The 20,025-nt window shown below is 55.5% G+C and carries 16 protein-coding genes; 11 read left to right on the forward strand and 5 right to left on the reverse strand.

Features of this window, described 5'->3' with window-relative positions; translation table 11 throughout:
• Positions 1 to 29: 29 nt before the first annotated feature.
• Complete coding sequence (locus QZ516_RS01250) at positions 30 to 731, reverse strand: YggS family pyridoxal phosphate-dependent enzyme (RefSeq protein WP_297185087.1); 702 nt, start codon at positions 729 to 731, stop codon at positions 30 to 32.
• A gap of 71 nt (positions 732 to 802) precedes the next feature.
• Here QZ516_RS01250 and QZ516_RS01255 point away from each other — a divergent pair, with 71 nt between their 5' ends.
• The gene (locus QZ516_RS01255; protein WP_297185090.1) at positions 803 to 1,837 is read left to right on the forward strand and encodes a type IV pilus twitching motility protein PilT; all 1,035 of its coding nucleotides are present in this window, start codon (positions 803 to 805) and stop codon (positions 1,835 to 1,837) included.
• 67 nt (positions 1,838 to 1,904) lie between these two features.
• On the forward strand, positions 1,905 to 3,047 hold the full coding sequence (locus QZ516_RS01260; protein WP_297185093.1) for a PilT/PilU family type 4a pilus ATPase: 1,143 nt from the start codon (positions 1,905 to 1,907) through the stop codon (positions 3,045 to 3,047).
• Positions 3,048 to 3,053: 6 nt separating this feature from the next.
• Here QZ516_RS01260 and ruvX read toward each other — a convergent pair whose 3' ends face one another.
• The 4 genes from ruvX to gshB all read right to left on the reverse strand — a co-directional run bounded on the left by ruvX (position 3,054) and on the right by gshB (position 5,971).
• Positions 3,054 to 3,527 (reverse strand): Holliday junction resolvase RuvX, encoded by a 474-nt coding sequence (gene ruvX / locus QZ516_RS01265; RefSeq protein ID WP_297185096.1) that lies wholly within the window; start codon positions 3,525 to 3,527, stop codon positions 3,054 to 3,056.
• Complete coding sequence (locus QZ516_RS01270) at positions 3,511 to 4,092, reverse strand: YqgE/AlgH family protein (RefSeq protein ID WP_297185099.1); 582 nt, start codon at positions 4,090 to 4,092, stop codon at positions 3,511 to 3,513. The genes ruvX and QZ516_RS01270 overlap by 17 nt, the downstream gene beginning before the upstream one ends.
• Before the next feature lie 65 nt (positions 4,093 to 4,157).
• A complete protein-coding gene (locus tag QZ516_RS01275; RefSeq protein WP_297185101.1) occupies positions 4,158 to 5,024 on the reverse strand; it encodes an energy transducer TonB in 867 nt (288 codons plus the stop codon).
• Positions 5,024 to 5,971 carry a glutathione synthase gene (gshB, locus tag QZ516_RS01280; protein WP_297185104.1) on the reverse strand — a complete coding sequence of 316 codons (948 nt, stop codon included), beginning with the start codon at positions 5,969 to 5,971 and terminating at the stop codon, positions 5,024 to 5,026. Before gshB ends, QZ516_RS01275 begins: the two co-directional genes overlap by 1 nt.
• A 236-nt stretch (positions 5,972 to 6,207) precedes the next feature.
• Here gshB and QZ516_RS01285 point away from each other — a divergent pair, with 236 nt between their 5' ends.
• The 9 genes from QZ516_RS01285 (at position 6,208) to phaZ (ending at position 20,004) form a co-directional block, all read left to right on the forward strand.
• Positions 6,208 to 6,669, forward strand: coding sequence for a response regulator (locus QZ516_RS01285; RefSeq protein WP_297185532.1), 462 nt, complete (start codon positions 6,208 to 6,210; stop codon positions 6,667 to 6,669).
• Entirely contained in the window at positions 6,647 to 7,009 is a 363-nt protein-coding gene (locus QZ516_RS01290) for a response regulator (RefSeq protein WP_036858959.1), read from the forward strand. The genes QZ516_RS01285 and QZ516_RS01290 overlap by 23 nt, the downstream gene beginning before the upstream one ends.
• Positions 7,010 to 7,029: 20 nt before the next feature.
• Positions 7,030 to 7,563, forward strand: coding sequence for a chemotaxis protein CheW (locus tag QZ516_RS01295; protein WP_297185108.1), 534 nt, complete (start codon positions 7,030 to 7,032; stop codon positions 7,561 to 7,563).
• A 70-nt stretch (positions 7,564 to 7,633) separates the two neighbouring features.
• Positions 7,634 to 10,144: a methyl-accepting chemotaxis protein gene (locus QZ516_RS01300; protein WP_297185111.1), complete on the forward strand. Its 2,511-nt coding sequence runs from the start codon at positions 7,634 to 7,636 to the stop codon at positions 10,142 to 10,144.
• Between the two features lie 31 nt (positions 10,145 to 10,175).
• Positions 10,176 to 11,006, forward strand: a complete 831-nt coding sequence (locus QZ516_RS01305) for a protein-glutamate O-methyltransferase CheR (RefSeq protein WP_297185114.1) — start codon at positions 10,176 to 10,178, stop codon at positions 11,004 to 11,006.
• The gene (locus QZ516_RS01310; RefSeq protein ID WP_297185117.1) at positions 10,997 to 16,693 is read left to right on the forward strand and encodes an Hpt domain-containing protein; all 5,697 of its coding nucleotides are present in this window, start codon (positions 10,997 to 10,999) and stop codon (positions 16,691 to 16,693) included. The genes QZ516_RS01305 and QZ516_RS01310 overlap by 10 nt, the downstream gene beginning before the upstream one ends.
• Positions 16,694 to 16,792: 99 nt before the next feature.
• Positions 16,793 to 17,275 (forward strand): chemotaxis protein CheW, encoded by a 483-nt coding sequence (locus QZ516_RS01315; RefSeq protein WP_297185120.1) that lies wholly within the window; start codon positions 16,793 to 16,795, stop codon positions 17,273 to 17,275.
• A gap of 259 nt (positions 17,276 to 17,534) precedes the next feature.
• Positions 17,535 to 19,169, forward strand: coding sequence for an alpha/beta fold hydrolase (locus QZ516_RS01320; RefSeq protein WP_297185122.1), 1,635 nt, complete (start codon positions 17,535 to 17,537; stop codon positions 19,167 to 19,169).
• 19 nt (positions 19,170 to 19,188) lie between these two features.
• Complete coding sequence (phaZ, locus tag QZ516_RS01325; RefSeq protein ID WP_297185125.1) at positions 19,189 to 20,004, forward strand: poly(3-hydroxyalkanoate) depolymerase; 816 nt, start codon at positions 19,189 to 19,191, stop codon at positions 20,002 to 20,004.
• Positions 20,005 to 20,025 lie beyond the last annotated feature (21 nt).

Raw genomic sequence — 20,025 nt, forward strand, 5'->3', positions numbered from 1 at the left:
GTTTCCTTAAAACTGGGGGTTGTAGGTGGTCATGCCGTGGTTTGTCGGGGACCGAAAATAGCTGTCCCGATACGCACGATGGTGGAACCCTCGAGAATGGCTGCCTCAAGGTCATCCGACATGCCCATTGAGAGTGTATCCAATCTGGCCAGCCGGGTGGAGTGCCGAAGTGTGTTCAGTTGTGTTGCCAGGTGGGCAAAGGCCATTCGTTGTCGTTGCAAGTCGGGTTGACTGCGCGGGATACACATTAGCCCGCGGAGGTTAAGGTGAGGCAAGTCAATCAGCTTGTCTGCCAGGGTTGGTAGCGCTGCCACCGCAATGCCGGATTTGCTTGCCTCGCTGTCGATATTGACCTGCAGGCAGACATTCAGAGGCGCCCGGGTTGCGGGGCGCTGGGTGCTGAGGCGTTCTGCTACACGGTACCGGTCAACGCTGTGCACCCAATCAAATTGTTCGGCCACTTTTCGGGTTTTATTGGACTGTAGCGGACCGATGAAATGCCAGCAGATATCAGTCAGGTCCGCCAGTGCCTGTTGCTTCTCCAGTGCCTCCTGGAGATAGTTTTCGCCGAAGTGGCGCTGACCCAGTGCATAGGCCGTGCGGATCGCAGTAGCGGGCTGACCCTTGCTGACCGCAAGCAGTTGAATTTTATCTGCATCGCGGCCTGCCCGGTCAGCGATTTGTTGAATCTGTCGGTGAACTCGGTTGAGATTGTCGGCTATATTATGCATATACTTGTCATTGGCCGGCAGCGCGGCTTTCAGTAGAGCAGTAGATTAACCCAGAATAACAGGATTAACGCATGGATATTACGGAACTGCTGGCTTTTAGCGTAAAACAGGGTTCGTCAGATTTGCACCTTTCAGGTGGTCTGCCCCCGATGATCAGGATCGATGGTGACATGCGGCGGGTAAATCTCCCGCCGATGCAGCACAAGGAGGTCCACCAGTTAATCTACGACATCATGAACGACAAACAGCGCCGCGATTATGAAGAGTTTCTGGAGACAGATTTCTCGTTCGAGGTGCCCGGTGTGGCCCGCTTCCGGGTCAATGCGTTTAATCAGAACAGGGGTGCTGCGGGGGTATTTCGTACCATTCCCTCCCGGGTTCTGACGCTGGAGGATCTGGGCCTGGGCCAGGTGTTCCGCAATCTCTCCATGCTGCCGCGGGGTCTGGTGCTGGTCACTGGCCCGACCGGCTCGGGCAAGTCCACGACGCTGGCCGCGATGATGGATTACGTCAACGAGAACCGCTATCAACACATTCTCACCATTGAAGACCCCATCGAATTTGTTCACGAAAGTAAAAAATGCCTGGTTAACCAACGGGAAGTCCACCGCGATACCCACGGTTTCAGCGAGGCGCTGCGCTCTGCCCTGCGGGAAGATCCCGATATTATTCTGGTGGGGGAGATGCGGGATCTGGAGACGATCCGGTTGGCGCTGACGGCGGCGGAAACCGGCCACCTGGTGTTTGGTACGCTCCACACCACCTCGGCAGCAAAAACCATCGACCGTATTGTGGATGTGTTCCCGGCGGCTGAAAAATCCATGGTGAGGGCCATGCTGTCCGAATCACTGCAGGCGGTAATTTCACAAACGCTGATGAAGAAAATTGGTGGTGGCCGTGTCGCTTCCCACGAAATCATGATTGGCACACCGGCAATCCGCAACCTGATTCGCGAGGAAAAAATTGCCCAGATGTACTCCGCTATTCAGACAGGGGCATCACACGGCATGCAAACCATGGATCAGAATCTGCACAGGCTGGTAGCCCAGAAAGTAATCACCCGCGAGACAGCCCGCGAAAAAGCCAAAATACCGGATGAGTTCTAGTGTGATTTGCCGGTACTAACTGCCTGCGCTGTTTGGAAAAAACAGCATTTGAGTTGCGGAGAATGTAATGGACTTTGATGTACTGCTTAAGTTGATGGTAGAAAAAGGGGCTTCGGACCTGTTTATTACTGCCGCTGTGGCTCCCAGTATCAAAATTAACGGCACGATTGTGCCGGTGGGCAAAACGCCGCTGTCGCCAGAACAGTCTCATCAAGTGGTTGAAAGCATCATGGATGAGAAGCAGCGGCTTGAGTTTCGTGAAAAGAAAGAACTCAATTTTGCCATTGGCCGCCAAGGGGTGGGTCGTTTCAGGGTCAGTGCCTTCTTCCAGCGCAACGAAGCGGGCATGGTGCTCCGTCGGATTGAAACTATTATCCCCACGGTGGAAGAGCTGTTATTGCCACCGATTTTGAATGATCTGGTGATGACCAAGCGCGGTATCATTATCTTTGTGGGTGCTACCGGTACCGGTAAGTCCACCTCCCTGGCGGCAATGGTTGGCCATCGCAATCGCAATAGCCGTGGCCATATTATTACCGTTGAGGATCCTATCGAGTTTGTACACCGCCATGAAAGCTGCATTGTTACCCAGCGGGAAGTTGGCATCGACACCGAGTCTTTTGAAATTGCTTTGCGCAATACCCTTCGGCAGGCACCGGATGTGATTCTGATCGGCGAGATCCGAACCCGTGAGACGATGGAGCATGCGATTACCTTTGCCGAAACCGGTCACCTGGTACTGGCCACTCTGCACGCCAACAATGCCAACCAGGCACTGGACAGAATCCTGCACTTTTTTCCTGCTGAGCGTCACGGCCAGTTATGGATGGACCTGTCGCTCAATATGCGGGCCCTGATTGCCCAGCAACTGATTCCTCTGGCCGATGGTAGTGGCCGCCGCGCCGCCATTGAAATCCTGATTAACACGCCGCTGGTGGGTGATCTGATCCGCAAGGGTGAGGTTCACAAGCTGAAAGAGTTGATGACGCGCTCCACCGAACAGGGAATGCAGACCTTTGATCAGGCGCTTTATGCCCTCTATGACGAAGGTTTGATTACCTACGAGGACGCCATGACCTACGCTGATTCGAAGAATGATCTGCGCCTGCTGATCAAACTCCAGTCAGAAACCGATGCCAGTTACCTGTCCAATGCTGCCGACGAGTTGCAGGTAGAGGAAGACAGCAATGACCACATCAATCGTTTCTGACCCGCATCAGGGCGCCTGTGCCAGTGACGGGTCCGACAGCCAGGTGTTGAGTATGATCACCGCGGCTAGGTCATCCACGGGCGATTGCTGATAACTGCCCGTACGTCGTCGGGCGTGATTTTTCGACTGTCCCTTGGCTTCAAACGTTGAAAGACGCTCATCTACCATGGCGACCTTGAGACCAAAGCGACCGTTGAGCCGCCGGGCAAACTTCCTTGCCCGCTGGCAAAAGGCACTCTCTGAACCGTCCATGTTCAGCGGCAGACCCACCAGCAGCTGATCCGGCTGCCACTCTGCCAGCAGTCCGGCAATCTGCTCCCAGTTGGGAATGCCGTCGCGGGCTTTGAGCACTGTCAGTGGATTGGCGCTACCGGTCAGACTCTGGCCCACTGCGACACCAATCTGGCCGGTACCAAAATCAAACGCTAACAGCGTGACGGGCTTTTCTGGCATCGCGTTCGGATCAGGCGTGTCCGGCATCAGTGCTCAGCATGTTCAGGTCAATCCCGATCTTTGCCGCTGCCGCCGAGGCTCGCCGTTCAAAGGGCGTATTAAAGAGTATGTCGGCATCGCCCGGGACAGTGAGCCAGGCGTTGTGGGCCAGCTCTTCCTCGAGTTGGCCCGGCCCCCAGCCCGCATAGCCCAGGGTGATAATCAGCTCGCTTGGACCTCGTTCGATAGCGATATCCGAAATGATATCCCGTGAAGCCGTGAGGCTGACTTCACCGGAAATAGTGCGGGTGGACTCCCACTGCCTTTCGCCTGCCCGGTGTAGTACAAAACCCCGTTCAATTTGCACGGGCCCCCCGGACAACAGGGGCTGGGTGCCGATCTGTGGTGAATAACCCAGCTCAAATTGTTCAAAAATCTGGCTGATCGGTACATCCAGTGGGTTATTGATGACCAGTCCCATGGCGCCGTCGGGACCGTGCTCACAAATGTAAATGACGGCGTGAGAGAAATTGGGGTCGTGGAGGCCCGGCATGGCCACCAGGAAATGGTTGCTCAGGCTTTCGAAATGGTGATTGGACGATATTGAACCCATATTAGGATTATGGGTGCACTGCGACAGAAAACAAGTAAAGGTAGTGCTTTATTGTAATGATAGCGTCACTGGGTGTTGAGCCGGTGCCCGGGCTCAAATTGCCAGGTGCGAATGATTTCCAGTTTGTCCCACTGCTTCATCTCCGGTGGAAAAGGCGCGAACGGGGATGCCAGGCGTACGGTTCTTACCGCTGCCAGATCCAGCACTCTCTGTCCTGAACTGAGCAGAATTTCAATTTTTTCCACTGTGCCATCCGGCAATAGTGTCACCGCCAGCCGGAGGTCGCCAAAAATTGCCTTGCGACGGGCTTCTTCCGGGTAATGGTTATTGCCGATGACTTCGATACGATCAATCCAGTACTGGAGGTAGGCGGCATACTCAGCGGCTTTGGTGCTGGCGGAGGTGACCCGCAAGACATTGGGCAGCGTGCTGTATTCACGCTTCTTCTCATCCAGCTTTGCCTGCAGGCTGGCAAATTCCGGCGTCATGGCAGGCGGTGATTGCACAGCAGTATCGCCCTCTTTGGCCTCTTGGGCCGTTTCTGTCGGTGCGCTTTCACCGCTGGTGGACGATATCAGTGCGACCGCGCCCCGTCGTGTCTGTTGCCGCTGTTGTTCGGGCGGCGACGCCGAGAGTCGCTGTTGTTGGGCGCTGAGCTCCGGCCGCTGATCCGTGGTGAGCATGTTTATCTGCTGCTCTTTGCCGCTGCCCTGTTGCTGTTGCTGGGCGATGAAGTCCGGAGTTTCGTCGATAATTTCATGGTGATGTTGTGCCAGAGTCACTTCCAGAGTGGGAGCCGGTGATTGTTGTTGCTGGAGTTTAAAGCCGATACCAAAAATAATCATGGCGTGGATGGCCACAGCAAGGAAGATTGAAAATCCCAACCGATCGGACTGGTGCTCTGGTTGAATTTCCGGCATGGCGACAGGCATCAGACCAGTCTTGCCTCTATCGCATCCATCAGTTTGCCGCCAATATCGGTAGACTCGGCCCGGTCAATTTCCCGTGCACAGGTGGGGCTGGTGACATTGATTTCGGTCAGGTAGTCGCCGATCACATCCAGCCCGGCGAACAGAATGGCTCTCTCCCTCAGCACCGGACCAACCTGCGCGGCAATCCACTGATCCCTTTCGGTGAGTGGCTGCACAACGCCCCTGCCGCCCACCGCCAGATTGCCTCTGATGTCACCTTCAGGTGGGATTCTGGCCAGGGAAAAGGGTATTGGTACACCATCCACCATCAGGATACGCTTATCACCCTGGCGGATCTCGGGAATGAATTTCTGTGCCATGATGGTGCGGCTGCCATTCATGGTCAGTGTCTCGATGATGACGTTGATATTCGGGTCATCAGGACGGACCTGAAATACGGCGGTGCCGCCCATGCCGTCCAGGGGTTTATACACCACATTGTTGTGGGTCTTGTGAAATTGCTTGAGCATCACTGCATCGCGGCTGACCAGCAGAGGGGGCGCACATTGAGGGAACAGTGTGGCAAACACTTTTTCGTTGCAGTCTCGCAACCCCTGGGGTTTATTGACGACCAGTACACCGCGCTTTTCCGCCGCTTCCAGCAGGTAAGTGGAGTAGATGTACTCGCTGTCGAAAGGCGGGTCCTTGCGCATCAGTATGACGTCCAGCTCTGACAGGGGTCGCCGTTGGGGCTCATCGAGCGAGAACCAGTCCAGCAGATCATCTCTGACCCTGAGGGGGGTCATCCTTGCGCTGGGTTCACCGTTTTCCAGCGCCAGGTCGGATTGCTCCATCAGCATGAGCTGCCAGCCGCGCTTCTGAGCCGCCAGCAATAGCACCAGTGTGGTATCTTTTTTCGGGTTGATGCCATCGATGGCATCCATGACCACGCCGAGTGTCCTCGTCATAATTGTTACCTGTGTCACGCCATCAGGGTTGGCATGTTATTTATGATAGCCATGCGGGTTTGCGATTCATGGCAGTAACTTAAGGCCAGTGCCATGTCAGCGCAATACCTGAGGTTGAAAATGGTGCCCAGTGGCCAATCCCAACAGGCGGTTATAGATAAAACCTCATGATTGTGTTACATAAGTCCATCCGGGTGGCACGGACTTGTGGGAATTAAAAATTGGGACAAAGAACAATGGAAGAGCAATTAAACGGCCTTAAAGTGATGGTCATTGATGATAGCAATACCATTCGCCGTACAGCTGAAACGCTGCTGAGCAAAGCTGGATGCGAGGTGATTACGGCTATTGACGGTTTTGACTCGCTTTCCAAGATTGCCGATACCAAGCCCGATATCATTTTTGTCGATATCATGATGCCGCGACTGGATGGCTATCAGACTTGCGCCCTGATCAAGAATAACAGCCACTTTAAATTTACACCGGTCATTATGCTGTCGAGCAAGGATGGCTTGTTTGACAAGGCAAAAGGGCGGATTGTGGGGGCTGATGATTACCTCACCAAGCCGTTCAGCAAGGCTGAGCTATTTGAGGCGCTGGAGAGGTTTGCTCCCCGAGCGGTTGCCCCGGATTCAACAGCGGAACAAACTACCGATATCCCGGATGGGGGCGTATATGGCGAGAGTACTGATCATTGATGATTCGCCCACTGAGACACATCGACTCACTGGCATGCTGGAAAAAAATGGCTATGAAGTGCTGGCGGCTGATAGTGGCGAAGCCGGTTATAGCATGGCTCTGAGAGAGCAACCGGATGCTGTTTTGATGGACATTGTGTTGCCCGGTGTCAATGGTTTTCAGGCGACCCGCCAGTTGAGCAAGGCCAGTGAGACAGAACATATCCCTGTGATCATTGTTACCACCAAGGACCAGGAAACCGATAAGGTCTGGGGTATGCGCCAGGGTGCCAAGGCCTATCTCACCAAACCAGTCAATGAAAAGGATCTCATCAGCATTCTGAAGGAAGTAATCAGTTGAATACTGGTTGCTAGAGAGTCATGGTCAGTTCACCGTTCAATACGCTTCTATCATTGTCGCAGCGGTTTAATAGCGCGAAACGCGGATTGCCAGCGCAGCAGGATATCGTTCCTTCCTGCAAGGTGGTGTGCTTTTCCATACTCGGCATTAACCTGGTGGTTGCATTGGAAGAGCTCACCGAAATTGTTGAGTTGCCGCAATACACCCGACTGCCCAGGGTGAAGCGCTGGGTGTTGGGTATAGCAAACCTGCGGGGAAGATTATTGCCAATCGTCAACCTGTCAGCGTTTCTGGGTGACAAATTATCCGGTTCAGCAAAGCAGCAGCGGGTGATGGTGATTGATATGATGGGTATGTTTGTTGGCCTGACAGTTGACCGTGTTTATGGCATGCGTCATTTCAAGATAGATACCTATACCAGAAATTTGGGTGATATTCCCGACAGGCTCGCGCCGTACGCAGATGGGGGTTTTGTCCAGGCTGATGGCACCTGGGTTTTGCTGCGCCCCAGTCAGTTGCTGGCAGACCGGCGTTTTACCGAAGTGGCGGCCTAGCTGGCCGCCCAGAAAAATTTGTGCGGGTCTGCCACAGGTAGCCGCAACACAGGCTTGGAGTGATATTCACATGAAAACGGCGGTCAACAAATCCAAAAATAAATCCCTGATCACCTTTCTGTCGGTGCTGTTGATGGTGGTGGTTGTTTTTCTCGGCTTCAACCTGTTGATGGTCTTCAATCAAAATGCCAGGGATCAGGAAAGTTTGCAGCTAACGTCAGAGTTGCGGGCGCTGTCCTACCGGCTCGTCAGTTTGTCCCAGGAATCAACCGCGGGCAACGAGGGTGCATTTGATGCACTGCAGGGTTTGGTCGATCGCATGCAGGAGAGCTGGGGTAAATTGCATGGCAACCTGGTGGATGAGGTGGCTGCTCCCCCACTGGATGCGCTTTCGGAAGTGTGGATCACCGCCCAGCAAAATGCCCGTACGATTATCGACAATCAGGACACCGTCATCTTCCTCAACAAGGTCGCTGCGACCCTGAATCAAAGCCTGCCGGAGTTGCAGCAGGAGCATATGGAGGTGGTGGATATTCTGCTGGCCAGCAGAGCGCCCTCCGAACAGGTGGCGCTCGCTCAGGCGCAAATCTGGCGTGCCGAGCGAATTGGCCGCAATGTGGACAAAATGCTGGCCGGCAGTGCCGATGCAAAAACTGCCGCTGACCAGTTCTCCCGTGATGTAAAAATGTTTGGGCAGGTGCTGGCGGGCATGAAGAATGGCGATGCCGACCTGGGTATCAGCCCTGTTACCGTCCCTCGCGCAAGAGAGAATCTGGACAGCAGCACAGAACATTTCGCGTTTGTCAGCAGTTCCATCCAGGAAATTTTTGACGCTACCCCGGCGTTCTTCAGCGCCAGTCAGGCAAACAAGAGCATCCTTGATGAATCGCCCCTCCTGCAGGAGCGAATCAACAATATCTCCGATGCGATCGCCGCGCTGCCGCAGAGCCGCAGTTTTACGTATCAAACAGCGTTGTACGCCGGTGTTATCGGTGTGATTATCATGGCGTTAATGGGTGTACTCATTTCAGCGGAAACCCGCCGCCGGCTTCAGGAAACGGCGATGGACAACAAGCAGAACCAGCAGGCAATTCTGCGTCTGCTGGATGAGATCGCCGGTCTTGGTGAAGGTGACCTTACCAGCCATGCCACCGTCACCGAAGATTTTACCGGTGCGATTGCAGACTCCATCAATTACGCCATTGATCAGTTGCGGATTCTGGTGGCTCAGATACAGGACACCTCTGAAAACGTCTCGGCTGCGGCCAATGAAACCCGGGCCACGGCGCTGCAACTGGCTGACGCCTCTGAACACCAGGCGCAGGAAATTGCCGGCGCCTCGGCAGCCATCAACGAAATGGCCGTCACGATTGATCAGGTTTCGGCAAACTCCGCCGAATCTGCCTCGGTGGCGGAAAAATCGGTCTCGATTGCCAAGAAAGGTGCCGAGGTCGTACAGAATACCATTGGTGGCATGGATACGATTCGTGAGCAAATTCAGGATACGTCCAAACGCATCAAGCGACTGGGGGAGAGCTCCCAGGAAATCGGTGACATCGTGTCACTGATTAATGACATTGCTGACCAGACCAATATTCTCGCACTTAACGCCGCTATACAGGCCTCGATGGCCGGTGATGCCGGACGTGGCTTCGCGGTGGTTGCCGACGAAGTCCAGCGTCTTGCCGAGCGTTCTGCCGGGGCAACCAAGCAGATTGCCTCGCTGGTGAAAACCATTCAGACCGACACCAATGAAGCCGTCAGCTCCATGGAGCAAACGACGTCCGAGGTGGTCAGAGGGGCGGAGCGGGCCCATGCTGCGGAGGGTGCCCTGGAGGAAATCGAAACCGTCTCTGCCGATCTTGCGGAGCTGATTCAGGATATCTCCACGGCGGCCAAGCATCAGGCCACGACCGCTGGGCACATTTCCAGAACGATGAATGTGATCCAGGATATTACCTCTCAGACGCTTTCCGGCACCAACAACACCGCCCAGTCCATCGGTGAATTGGCGGAGCTGGCCGTTGATCTGAGAAACTCGGTCTCCGGGTTCAAGTTACCTGCCTCCATGGAGCGCCATCATCACCAGGAACCGAAGCAGATCGGGGACTTTAATGAATACGATTTCGGCGATGATGAGCTTTTCGAGGATGCTGCTGAAGATGAGTTTCTCGACGATACCACCGAAGACGCGCTCGCTGCTGATGGGGCTGACGACCCCGAGGACGGTGCCGCAGACAAGCCAGCTGCCCCGGTCCGCCAGCCCATGCGTGCCACAAGCTTAAGCGAGCAGGAAGCCGATGAAATAGAAAAGGCCATGTATAAAGGGCAAACGTCCTCGCCTGCAACGGCCCGATCAGTAGATGACAGTGAGCGCTTATCAAGCGCCGACGATAATGGCAGCTATGATGAAGAGGAAATTCTCAAGTCACTGCAGGCAGATGATGGCGATATGGACTTTGACCACCTGGCCAGGGAACTGGATGAAGACGAGGACTTCTCTGCAGAATGGGAAGAGCATACCGGTGATCAGACGGGCAGCAGGGAGAAGAAGCCATCTTCTCCGGATAGCCAGGCCTGATTGATGGCGGAATTTTCCGATGGATCCCGCCATGGAATTGACTGAGCGCAAATTCAGGCATTGGTGTCGTTTGATTGAATCACACACCGGTATTGCAGTCAGTGATTGCTGGGCGGACTTTGCCCGTCGCCGAATGGTTGAGCACCAGTCTTTTTTTCGGCAGGCAGAGGATAGCCCGGGGAACCTGCAAGCCCTGGTGGATCGCCTGTTGATCAAGGAAACACGGTTTTTCCGTCACCCTCCTTCGTTTAATTATGTGGCAAACATTCTGACGGGTGGTCCCGATGTTCCCGGGTCTGACCCGCAATCGGAACCACCGTCCGGTTTCAGTCTGTGGAGCGTCGGCTGTGCCAGTGGTGAGGAGGCCTATTCGCTGGCGATACTCTCAGAGCAACTCTGTCAGGCGGGTAAATTGTCTTCTCCGTTTCGCCTGTTGGCCACGGATGTGTCCCAGTCGGCCCTGGATGTCGCCAGCTGCGGTGAATATCCGCGGAGCCGCCTGAAGCATCTCAATGCCATGCAGCACGCCTGGTTTGAACCAGCTGGTGATAAATTCCTGCGCGTCAGGGCGACTCTCAAAAAGCGCGTTGTTTTCGCTTGGCATAATCTGCTCGATCCGCTACCAGGCAAAACCTTCGATGTCATTTTCTGCCAGAACCTGCTGGTATATGTCGCACCAACACGCAGAAAAATGCTGCTGGAAAAACTGGCGGGCGCCCTCAAACCGGGTGGCCGTCTGGTTCTCGCTCCCGGTGAGTTTTTCGGCGCGCCGCCGGAAGCGCTGGTACGGGACCGTTGTGACCCCGGTGTACTCGCCTACCGGCGCTCCCCCAACTCGGCGTGGGGGCATAAATGGCACTGACCGGGAGATTGCAGGGGCTGACATGGCTTGCCGATGAGGTCGATGCCACCTTGAAGCTCGCCTGTGAGGCGTTGGAGTCTTTTCTGGCGGATTCAACCGATACCGCAAGTATTCGCCGTTGTGTTGACTATATTCACCAGATAAAGGGATCCCTGAAGGTTGCCGACTGTTACGGTCCTCTATTGCTGGCCGAGGAGATGGAGGTGCTTGCCGACCGTCTTCTCGAGCGGCGAATAACAGCTGTGGCCGATGGTTGTGATGTTCTGGTTCAGGCCATGTTGAAGCTGCCAAATTATCTGCGACAGGTGATGGCCACCCGTCGGGATAACCCGGAGTCATTACTGCTTCTGCTCAATGAGTTTCGGGCGGTCAGAGGTGAACCGCTGATCTCGGAAACCTCTTTCTTCTCGCCTCATATTGAAGCATCCCGGCGGCTCAGCAAACCGTATGACCGCCAGCCTGACCCGGTGGTCATGGCCAACCTGCTGCGCAAATTACGGCAAATGTACCAGTACGCGCTGCTGGGGTTGCTCAAAGGGGAAAAAATCGAGGAAAACTTCAGTTACCTGGACAAAGTCTTTTCACGGCTCAAGGAGCTGAGCAAAGGCATGCCACGGGAACCGCTGTGGAATGTCGTTCTGGCTCTGCTTGAAGGCATCGCCGGTCGGGATATCCCGCTGGGCCATGCGCTGAAAATGTTGTTGAGAGAGCTGGAGGGTGAAATCCGCCGACTGGCGCAGGCAGGCTATGACGGATTGACCCAGCCACTGCCTGAGGTGCTGTTTAAAAACCTGTTGTTCTATATTGCCTTTGCCCGTAGTAAGGGTCCCAGGGCTATCGCAGTGCGGGAGGATTACCGTCTTGACCAGTCACTGCCCAACGACGTCGCCATAGAGGATACCGAAGACGGTCTATCGCCTGTATACGAGCCCGATGCAGCCCGGCTGATCGTGTCGGCGCTGGATCAGGAAATTGAGCAGTTCAAGGAATGTCTGTCCCGGCTGGTCGAGGAAAATGATACCCGGCCGGCATTGCTCGATGAATCCAGGGATCGGCTGAAAAAACTAGTTGATGCCGTGACCATGTTGGGCAGGCCAAGGCAGCGTGAGTTGCTGGAGGCGGCACTCGCACAGCTGCAACGGTTTATTGCTGATCCGTCAGTGGACTCCCCTCATCCAGCGGCCGTGGCTAATTGCCTGGTTGAGGCGCAAACCGGTTTGCACGGTTGGTTGGAGCTCAACAAACAACTGATTGAGGGTGGTGCTGTCGGTCAGGAGATGCAGGTTGAAGTGAACCGTGCCCAGGCGACACTCCTGGCAGAGGCCAGGCATACGCTCGATCAGGTCAAGGAAGTCATTGTCGACTTTATTGCCTCGCAATGGCGGCGAGACAAGCTTGATGGTCTATCCCGGTTGGTTGCGGATGTGCGCGGCGCGCTTCTGATTCTCGAGCTGCCCCGTGCTGCGGCAGTTCTCGATGCCTGCAACCGATTTCTCGATGAGCAGGTATTGTCTGCCCGGAGTGTGCCCAACTGGAATATGCTCGATGCCCTGGCCGAGGCAATCACCGGTATCGAATACTATCTGGAGGTGCTCGATCAGCAGGACCATGAATCTGAGCAATCCATTCTCGATCTGGCCGAACAGAGTGTTGCCCGCCTGGGTTACTCGCTTGCTGCAGGGCCAGCCACTCACCACGAAGCCGACAATACCGCCGTTGAGCCGCTGACTGAAGGTTCGGTTACAGGGGCTGAAAAGGGTGACGAGCAGCCAGCGGCCGTTGACGCTGATGTGGCCGACCGGGAAATCATTGATATTTTTCTGGAGGAAGTGACTGAGGTTCTGGCAACGCTCGATAATACCTATCAGCAATGGGTTGATTCACCCAACGCAGAGCAGCCTGTTGTTGAGATGTGTCGCGCCTTTCACACGCTCAAGGGGGGTGGGCGCATGGTGGGTGCAGACCAGCTCGCCGGCATAGCCTGGGCGGTCGAGCATCTGCTTAACCAATTGATTGAAAAAAGAGTAGCCATTACCCCCACCCTGATGGCGGTTGTCGGGCTGATCAAGGATGTGCTGCCCGATCTGGCCGAGGCCTTTTCTGAAAAAACCGATTACAGCCGCCCTGAGTATGTCGCCCAGCTGGTGATTGCAGCAGAGGCCCTCGCCAGGGGTGAAGATGCGGCCCTGCCCGATGGCATTGATGATCGTCACGACAGTGAAGCGACGGAACCCTCCCCGGCATCGGCAGAAGACACCGCGGTAGCGGGTGCTGAACCGACCGTTGATGGCGGCCAGCCGCTGGCGCTGAACACCGAAGATATTGAGCTGCTGGAAATTTTCGCCGAAGAGGCAGTGGATTATCTCGATGTCATCAAACAGTTTGTGCTGGAGCAGCGCCAGCAGGCCCCGGTCTATTCTCCGCCCACCAGTGCATTGCAGAGCGCCCTGCACACGCTGAAGGGCAGCGCCAGAATGGCCGGGGTTGAATCCATTGGCGACCTGATCGCGCCACTGGAACATTTCATCAAGGAGCTATACAACTACCATCTCGAGGTGACTGACGATATTGTCGACCTGCTTGATGATGGTGCGAGTTATTGCACGCTGTCACTCTCGTCTGTCCACGATTTGCAACGGGTGGAGAGTATTCCCGAGCTCCCCGCGTTTCTCGAGCGCTTGACGGCGCTGCGCGATCAGGCCATGTCCGCCATCCTCAGTGATGAAGCGAGGCCCTCCCTCAAGGTTGATCCCGGTTTTCTCAATCTGCTGATGACCGATGGCATGCAGCGCCTGCTTGACGCAGATCAGTACCTCAGACAATGGCGGGATCAGCCCGAGGACTTCAGTCTGTTGACCGGCTTGCAGGACGAGCTGGATGGATTGGCCCCTGCGGCTGACCGTGCGGGCATGCCGGGCATGCAGGAGCTGGCGGCAGCATTGAGCCAGTTCTACCGAGGGCTTGTGGAGATGCGTCGGCCCCCTTCTGAAGAACTTCTGAATGCGGCAGCCGAGGGTCATGAGCTGTTGTTGGCCATGGTGGATGCCGTGGCCGCCAATCAGGACTTGCCGAACCCGCAAAATGCGTTGCTGCAACGGTTGGCGTCCCTGTCCCGCCCAGCGGCGGCGGAAGCGGATGCACCGGATCAATCCGCTCTGGCAGAAGCCGGTGGTTTATCCTCTGCGGTGGCCTCCGATGAGGAAATGCCTGAGGTAATCTCTCAGCCAGAGCCAGAGCCAGAGCCAGAGCCAGAGCCAACGGTGGATTCCGTCTTGCCTGCTGCAGTTTCTGTTGAGTCGGATGTCGCTGAAAGCAGGGACATCCCGGCGCTGGAAATTATGCCGCTAGACCGTGAACAGATCGATCTGGACATTCTTGAGATTTTTATCGAAGAGGCGAATGAGCTGCTGGAAGACATTGATCGCTGTCTGCAGGACTGGCAACAGAATTGGCAGAGTCGCGAGGCTGTGGAGTCACTCAAGCGATCGCTACACACGCTCAAGGGCGGCGCAAGAATGGCCGGGCTGCAGCAGCTCGGTGAGTTGAGCCATGATTTTGAAACCGACATCCTCGCTATCGAACATCAGCGCGACCGGCTGGACGAAGCGGTGTTCAGTCGATGGCTGCACAAGCAGGATCAGCTCCAGGCGGCGCTGGTGCCAGCCAGGGCATTGCTCGGCAGTGACAGTGAGGGTGTGCCCCCGGTAGAACCAGCAGAAGCTGAGGTGGTAGAGACGGTTGCCGTGGGGCAATCACCCGAGGTCAATCAAATTCCTGCCCAGCTGCGGGCCAGTCTCACTGATATACCCGGCATTACTCCGCCCCAGCGCCAACCGGCTACATCCACGGAAATGGTCAAAGTGTCAGCCCCGCTGCTGGAGAGTCTGGTGAATCTGGCCGGTGAAACCAGTATCTCACGGGGCCGGGTAGAGCGGGAGATCAGTGATTTTTCGTTTACGCTCGATGAAATGGGCTCCACTATCGCCCGCCTCCGGGATCAGGTCCGGCGTATTGGCGTCGAAACAGAAGCGCACATGATGTTCCGGCAGGAACAAATGGAGGCGATGCAACCCCCGGAGGGTTTTGACTCACTTGAAATGGACCGTTATTCCCAATTGCAGCAACTGTCACAGGCGCTGCTGGAGTCCGCCTACGATATTCAGGATCTGAAGGAAACGCTGGCGGACAAGGCCCGGTCTGCCGAGGGACAGTTGTTGATTCAGTCGCGTATCAACACGGATCTTCAGGAGCGGTTGATGCGTACCCGGATGGTGCCGTTCAGCCGGATTGTGCCCAGATTGCGCCGGATGGTCAGGCAGGTCAGTGACGAGGTGGGGAAGAAAGTTGAACTGCGACTGATCAATATTGACGGCGAGATGGACCGCTCTGTCATGGAGCAGATGCTGGCCCCGCTGGAACACATGATTCGCAATTCCATCGATCACGGGATTGAGTCTGCCGCAGACCGACTTGCTGCCGGAAAACCCGAAACCGGGGTAATTTCTGTGGGGTTGGCCAGAGAGGCCGGCGATATTCTCCTACTGTTATCTGATGACGGCCGGGGGCTCAATGTCGATGCCATTCGCCGTCGAGCGATTGAGCAGAGTCTGATTCCCGAGGACAGCCCTCTGGATGATCAGGATGTCATCGAGTTTATTTTTCAGCCGGGATTCTCCACATCGGACAAAGTAACCCAGGTTTCCGGTCGCGGTGTGGGCATGGACGTGGTTAACAGTCAGGTGCGCGAACTGGGAGGATCGGTGCAGGTCGTCACCGATCCCGGCAAGGGTACCCGTTTTATTGTGCGTTTGCCGTTCACGGTGTCGGTCAACAGAGCGCTGATGATTGAGATGGGTAGCGAGCTGTACGCGCTTTCCCTGAGTAGCGTGGATGGTGTCGTACGAGTCAGCCCGGTGGAGCTTGAATACTACTATCTCTATCCTGATGCGCGCCTCGAATATGCCGGCGAGTATTACGAAGTCCTCTATCTGGACAGCCTGTTGCACCATCGCTCAACCCCGAAACTGGATATGGAAAGCCAGTCGGTATTCCTGATTCTGGTGCATACCGAAACCCGCCATTTCGCCATTCAGGTAGACGGCCTGGCGGGTAGCATGGAAATTGTGGTGAAAAGTCTTGGTATCCAGCTCAGCAAAGTGCCCGGGTTGACGGGAGCCACGGTGATGGGCGATGGACGGGTTGTGGTTATTCTGGATCTATTGGCGCTGCTGCGCAGCCGCTTGATGACCGTCTCTGTTGCTGCAGACAGTGAAGAAATCGGTGAGCCCGAGGCATCATCCTCTGTCGCCACAGTAATGGTCGTGGATGATTCCGTGACGGTGCGCAAGGTAACCGGCCGGTTTTTGCAGCGTGAGGGTTTTTCCGTGATCACCGCGAGAGATGGCCTCGAAGCGATGGCCTTGCTTCAGGAACACAAGCCCGATGTCATGTTGCTGGATATCGAGATGCCGCGTATGGATGGCTTTGAAGTGGCGCGCCGCGTCAAGGGCAGCAGTGAGTTGAAGCGAATACCGATAATCATGATTACCTCGAGGTCGGGTAAAAAACATCGGGAGAGGGCTTTCTCGCTGGGTGTCGAGCACTACATGGGCAAGCCCTATCAGGAGCAGGAGCTATTGAAAGCCATGGCCGATCTCATGCATGTGGCAACTGAATCAGGAGAATAGTTGTGCTGTCTTCTATCCGGACAAAGGGCGCGCCTCCGGGAGTGAACGCCCCAGAAAAGACTACCTCTGTTGAGGGGACAGGTATTGAGGGGCGAGACGGTGAGTAAACCGGTGGCCGATAACCCGTTGCTGTCCGATGATGCAGTGGATAGCCTGCTTGTGTCGCTCAGCGGTCACCACCTGCTGGTTCCCATGGCAGCGGTTGCCGAGATCGTACAGCAGGTCGACTGTCAACGGGACGACCATCAACCCCCCTGGCTGCAGGGCTGGATAAACTGGCGAAACGAACGCATCCCATTACTTTCCTTTGAATCACTGGTTGGCGACGAGCGGGCGGTGTTGGGTGACCGGGCGATGGCATTGGTTCTGTACCGCATACTGCCGGACGGTTCGAACAAATTTTATGCCCTGCAAGTCCAGAGTTTTCCGCATTTGATCAGGCTGGCAGACGATGGCTTGCTGCAGCAGGTTTCCCTGCCGGAGCTGTCACCCTATGTTCTGATGATGGTGGCTGTCAGAGAGCAGCAGGCATTGATCCCCGATCTGGATAAAATTGAACAACTGCTCGCTGAAGTGCTTTAGCGGCAGGCGGGGAATTGCGCCCCGTTTTCAGGCATTTCAGTTCTGATTGCCACACAGCGCAGAACCCTGTTCGCGCCTTTTGCCCCGGGTAGACGAACAAATCCTTACTATGCGCACCTCCGGTGCTGGTGATAGAGTACAATCATCCGGTGTCCCCTCCCTGCCTCCAAGTGACTTTTTCGAGGGTCCAATAGTGTCCAAAGAGCGTAAAAAATCGGCTGCCGAAAAGCACGAGGAGCTTTTGGCGAAAGCAATTGAGATGACCGTATCACTCAATCCGCTGGTCGGCGTCAGCACGGAAGACCTCAAAACGGCCGTCAAGAAAACGGTCAAACAGACGGCGGCACAGCCCTCCAAGGTGTTGCGCTATAGCAAGCGGTTTGCCGGCAAGGTTACAGATATTCTCAAAGGCACGGACAAGTACGAAGGTCACAAGAACGATCGACGTTTTGCTGATCCTTCCTGGGATGAAAACAAGCTCTATCACAAACTCAAGCAGGCCTATTTTGCCTGGGAAGAGTCATTGGATGAACTGGTGGATGACCTTGGCCTGGAGGGGACGGAGGAGCGACGGGCCCGTTTCGTCAAAGAGATGCTGATCACGTCCATGGCGCCGACCAATTTCCTGTTGGGCAATCCAAAAGCGCTCAGGAAAGCGATTGAAACCCGCGGCAGCAGTTTGCTGAAAGGGCTGAAGAACTATGCCCACGACCTGAAAGACAACAACGGCATGCCCGCCCAGGTGGATAAAAGCCAGTTTCGGGTGGGTGGCAATCTGGCGACAACGGAGGGTGTCGTCGTTTTTCGCAATGAGATGCTGGAACTGATCCAGTACAAGCCGTGTACCGCCCGGGTGTATCGCAGGCCACTACTGATCATCCCTCCCCAAATCAACAAGTTTTACATCTACGATCTGAATGAGGAAAAAAGCTTTTTTCGTTTTTGCCTCGATCAGGGATTTCAGGTATTTGCGATCAGCTGGAGAAACCCTTCGGAGGAGCAGGCGCACTGGGGGATGCCTGAATACATTGAGGCGGCCATCGAAGCGGTCGACGCCATCCTCGCAATCACCCGGAGTCAATCTCTCAACGTGGTCGGGGCCTGTGCCGGCGGTATCACAGCTTCAATTCTGTCCTCCTACCTCAAGCAGACTGGCCGTGATGTGGTGCATTCCCTGAGCCTGTCTGTTTGTATGCTCAGCATGAACTCCCGGGAAATGGAGCTGGGGGTCTTCACTACGCCGGCATCCCTGCAGGCCGCGCGGCTCAAATCGCGGGAGCGGGGTGTCCTGGAGGGCTCCGAGCTCGGCCGGGTCTTCAGCTGGATGCGCCCCAATGATCTGGTCTGGAATTATCACATCAATAACTATTTGATGGGTGAAGCGCCGCCGGCCTTTGATATTCTGTTCTGGAACAGTGATTCAACCAATTTGCCTGCAGAGCTGCACTGTGACTTCCTGGATATTTATGAGTACAACACCCTGGAAGCCGGAGAGATGAAGATTGATGGCGTGACCATTGATCTGGCTGCGCTGGATTGTGACAAGTATGTAACTGCCGGGTTATCCGACCATATTACGCCCTGGAAAGTCTGCTACAAGACCACCCGGATTGTTGGGGGAAACATCAAGTTTGTGCTCAGTTCCAGTGGCCATATTCAGAGCCTGGTCAACCCCCCCACCAACACCAGGGCGCGTTACTTCAGTAATGAAAGCCTGCCCGAAAATGCCGACGAGTGGCTCGAAGGGGCTGAGCAGTTTGCGGGCTCCTGGTGGACCGACTGGTCCGACTGGCTTCGGGTTCGTTCCGGGGCGCGAAAAGCTGCACCAACGGTGTTGGGCAGCAGGCACTTCAAACCCTTGGAGGAGGCCCCCGGCACCTATGTCTTCGGCTGAGAACATTGAGGAGCATCTGGTGAGTGTGCAAACCAGTGGGTTACAGATCTATTGGTTGACGGTCATGGGCCTGAATATCCGTGTTGCCATCAGGCGAGGCAGTAACGCTCAGGGTAAACCCCTGTTGTTGCTGAATGGCATCGGTGCCAGTCTGGAGGTTCTGGAAGGTTTCATTGCGGCCATGCCGGGCACTGAGATGATTATTTTTGATGTCCCCGGGGCGGGGAAGTCAGAGGCCCCCGTGTTGCCCTGGCGGTTGCATACCTATGCAAAGCTGACCGCAAAAATTCTCGATCAACTGGGCTATCGGCAAGTGGACGTGCTGGGGCTCTCCTGGGGTGGCACGCTGGCCCAGCAATTTGTCCGCCAGTATCCCCGGCGCTGCAGAAAGCTGGTGCTCTGTGCCACGAGTTGTGGTTCAGCGATGTTTCCCGGGCATCCATCCATCCTGGCAAAAATGATCAGTCCGCGCCGCTATCTGGACAAAAAGTACATGTCCCGTATTGCCGGCGATCTCTATGGCGGTAAAATGCGCACCGATCCGGCCCAGGTGGAAAAGCATGTCTCCCGGGTGCAGACCACCAGTTCGCGCGGTTACTATTATCAGTTGCTGGCACTGGCAACCTGGTCGAGCCTGCACTGGTTACACAAAATCGCCATGCCAACCTTGATTGTTCATGGCACCGATGACCCGATCATTCCGCCGGTCAACGCAAAGATTCTCGCCGGTCGCATCCCCAACGCCGAGCTGTGGCTGATGAATTGTGGCCATTTGTTCATGCTCACCATGCCGGATACAGTTGCCCCGGCGATCCGGGAATTTCTCGACCGATAACACCGTCACCCACCTTCACCG

This window comes from uncultured Porticoccus sp. (assembly GCF_913061305.1).
GTDB lineage: Bacteria > Pseudomonadota > Gammaproteobacteria > Pseudomonadales > Porticoccaceae > Porticoccus.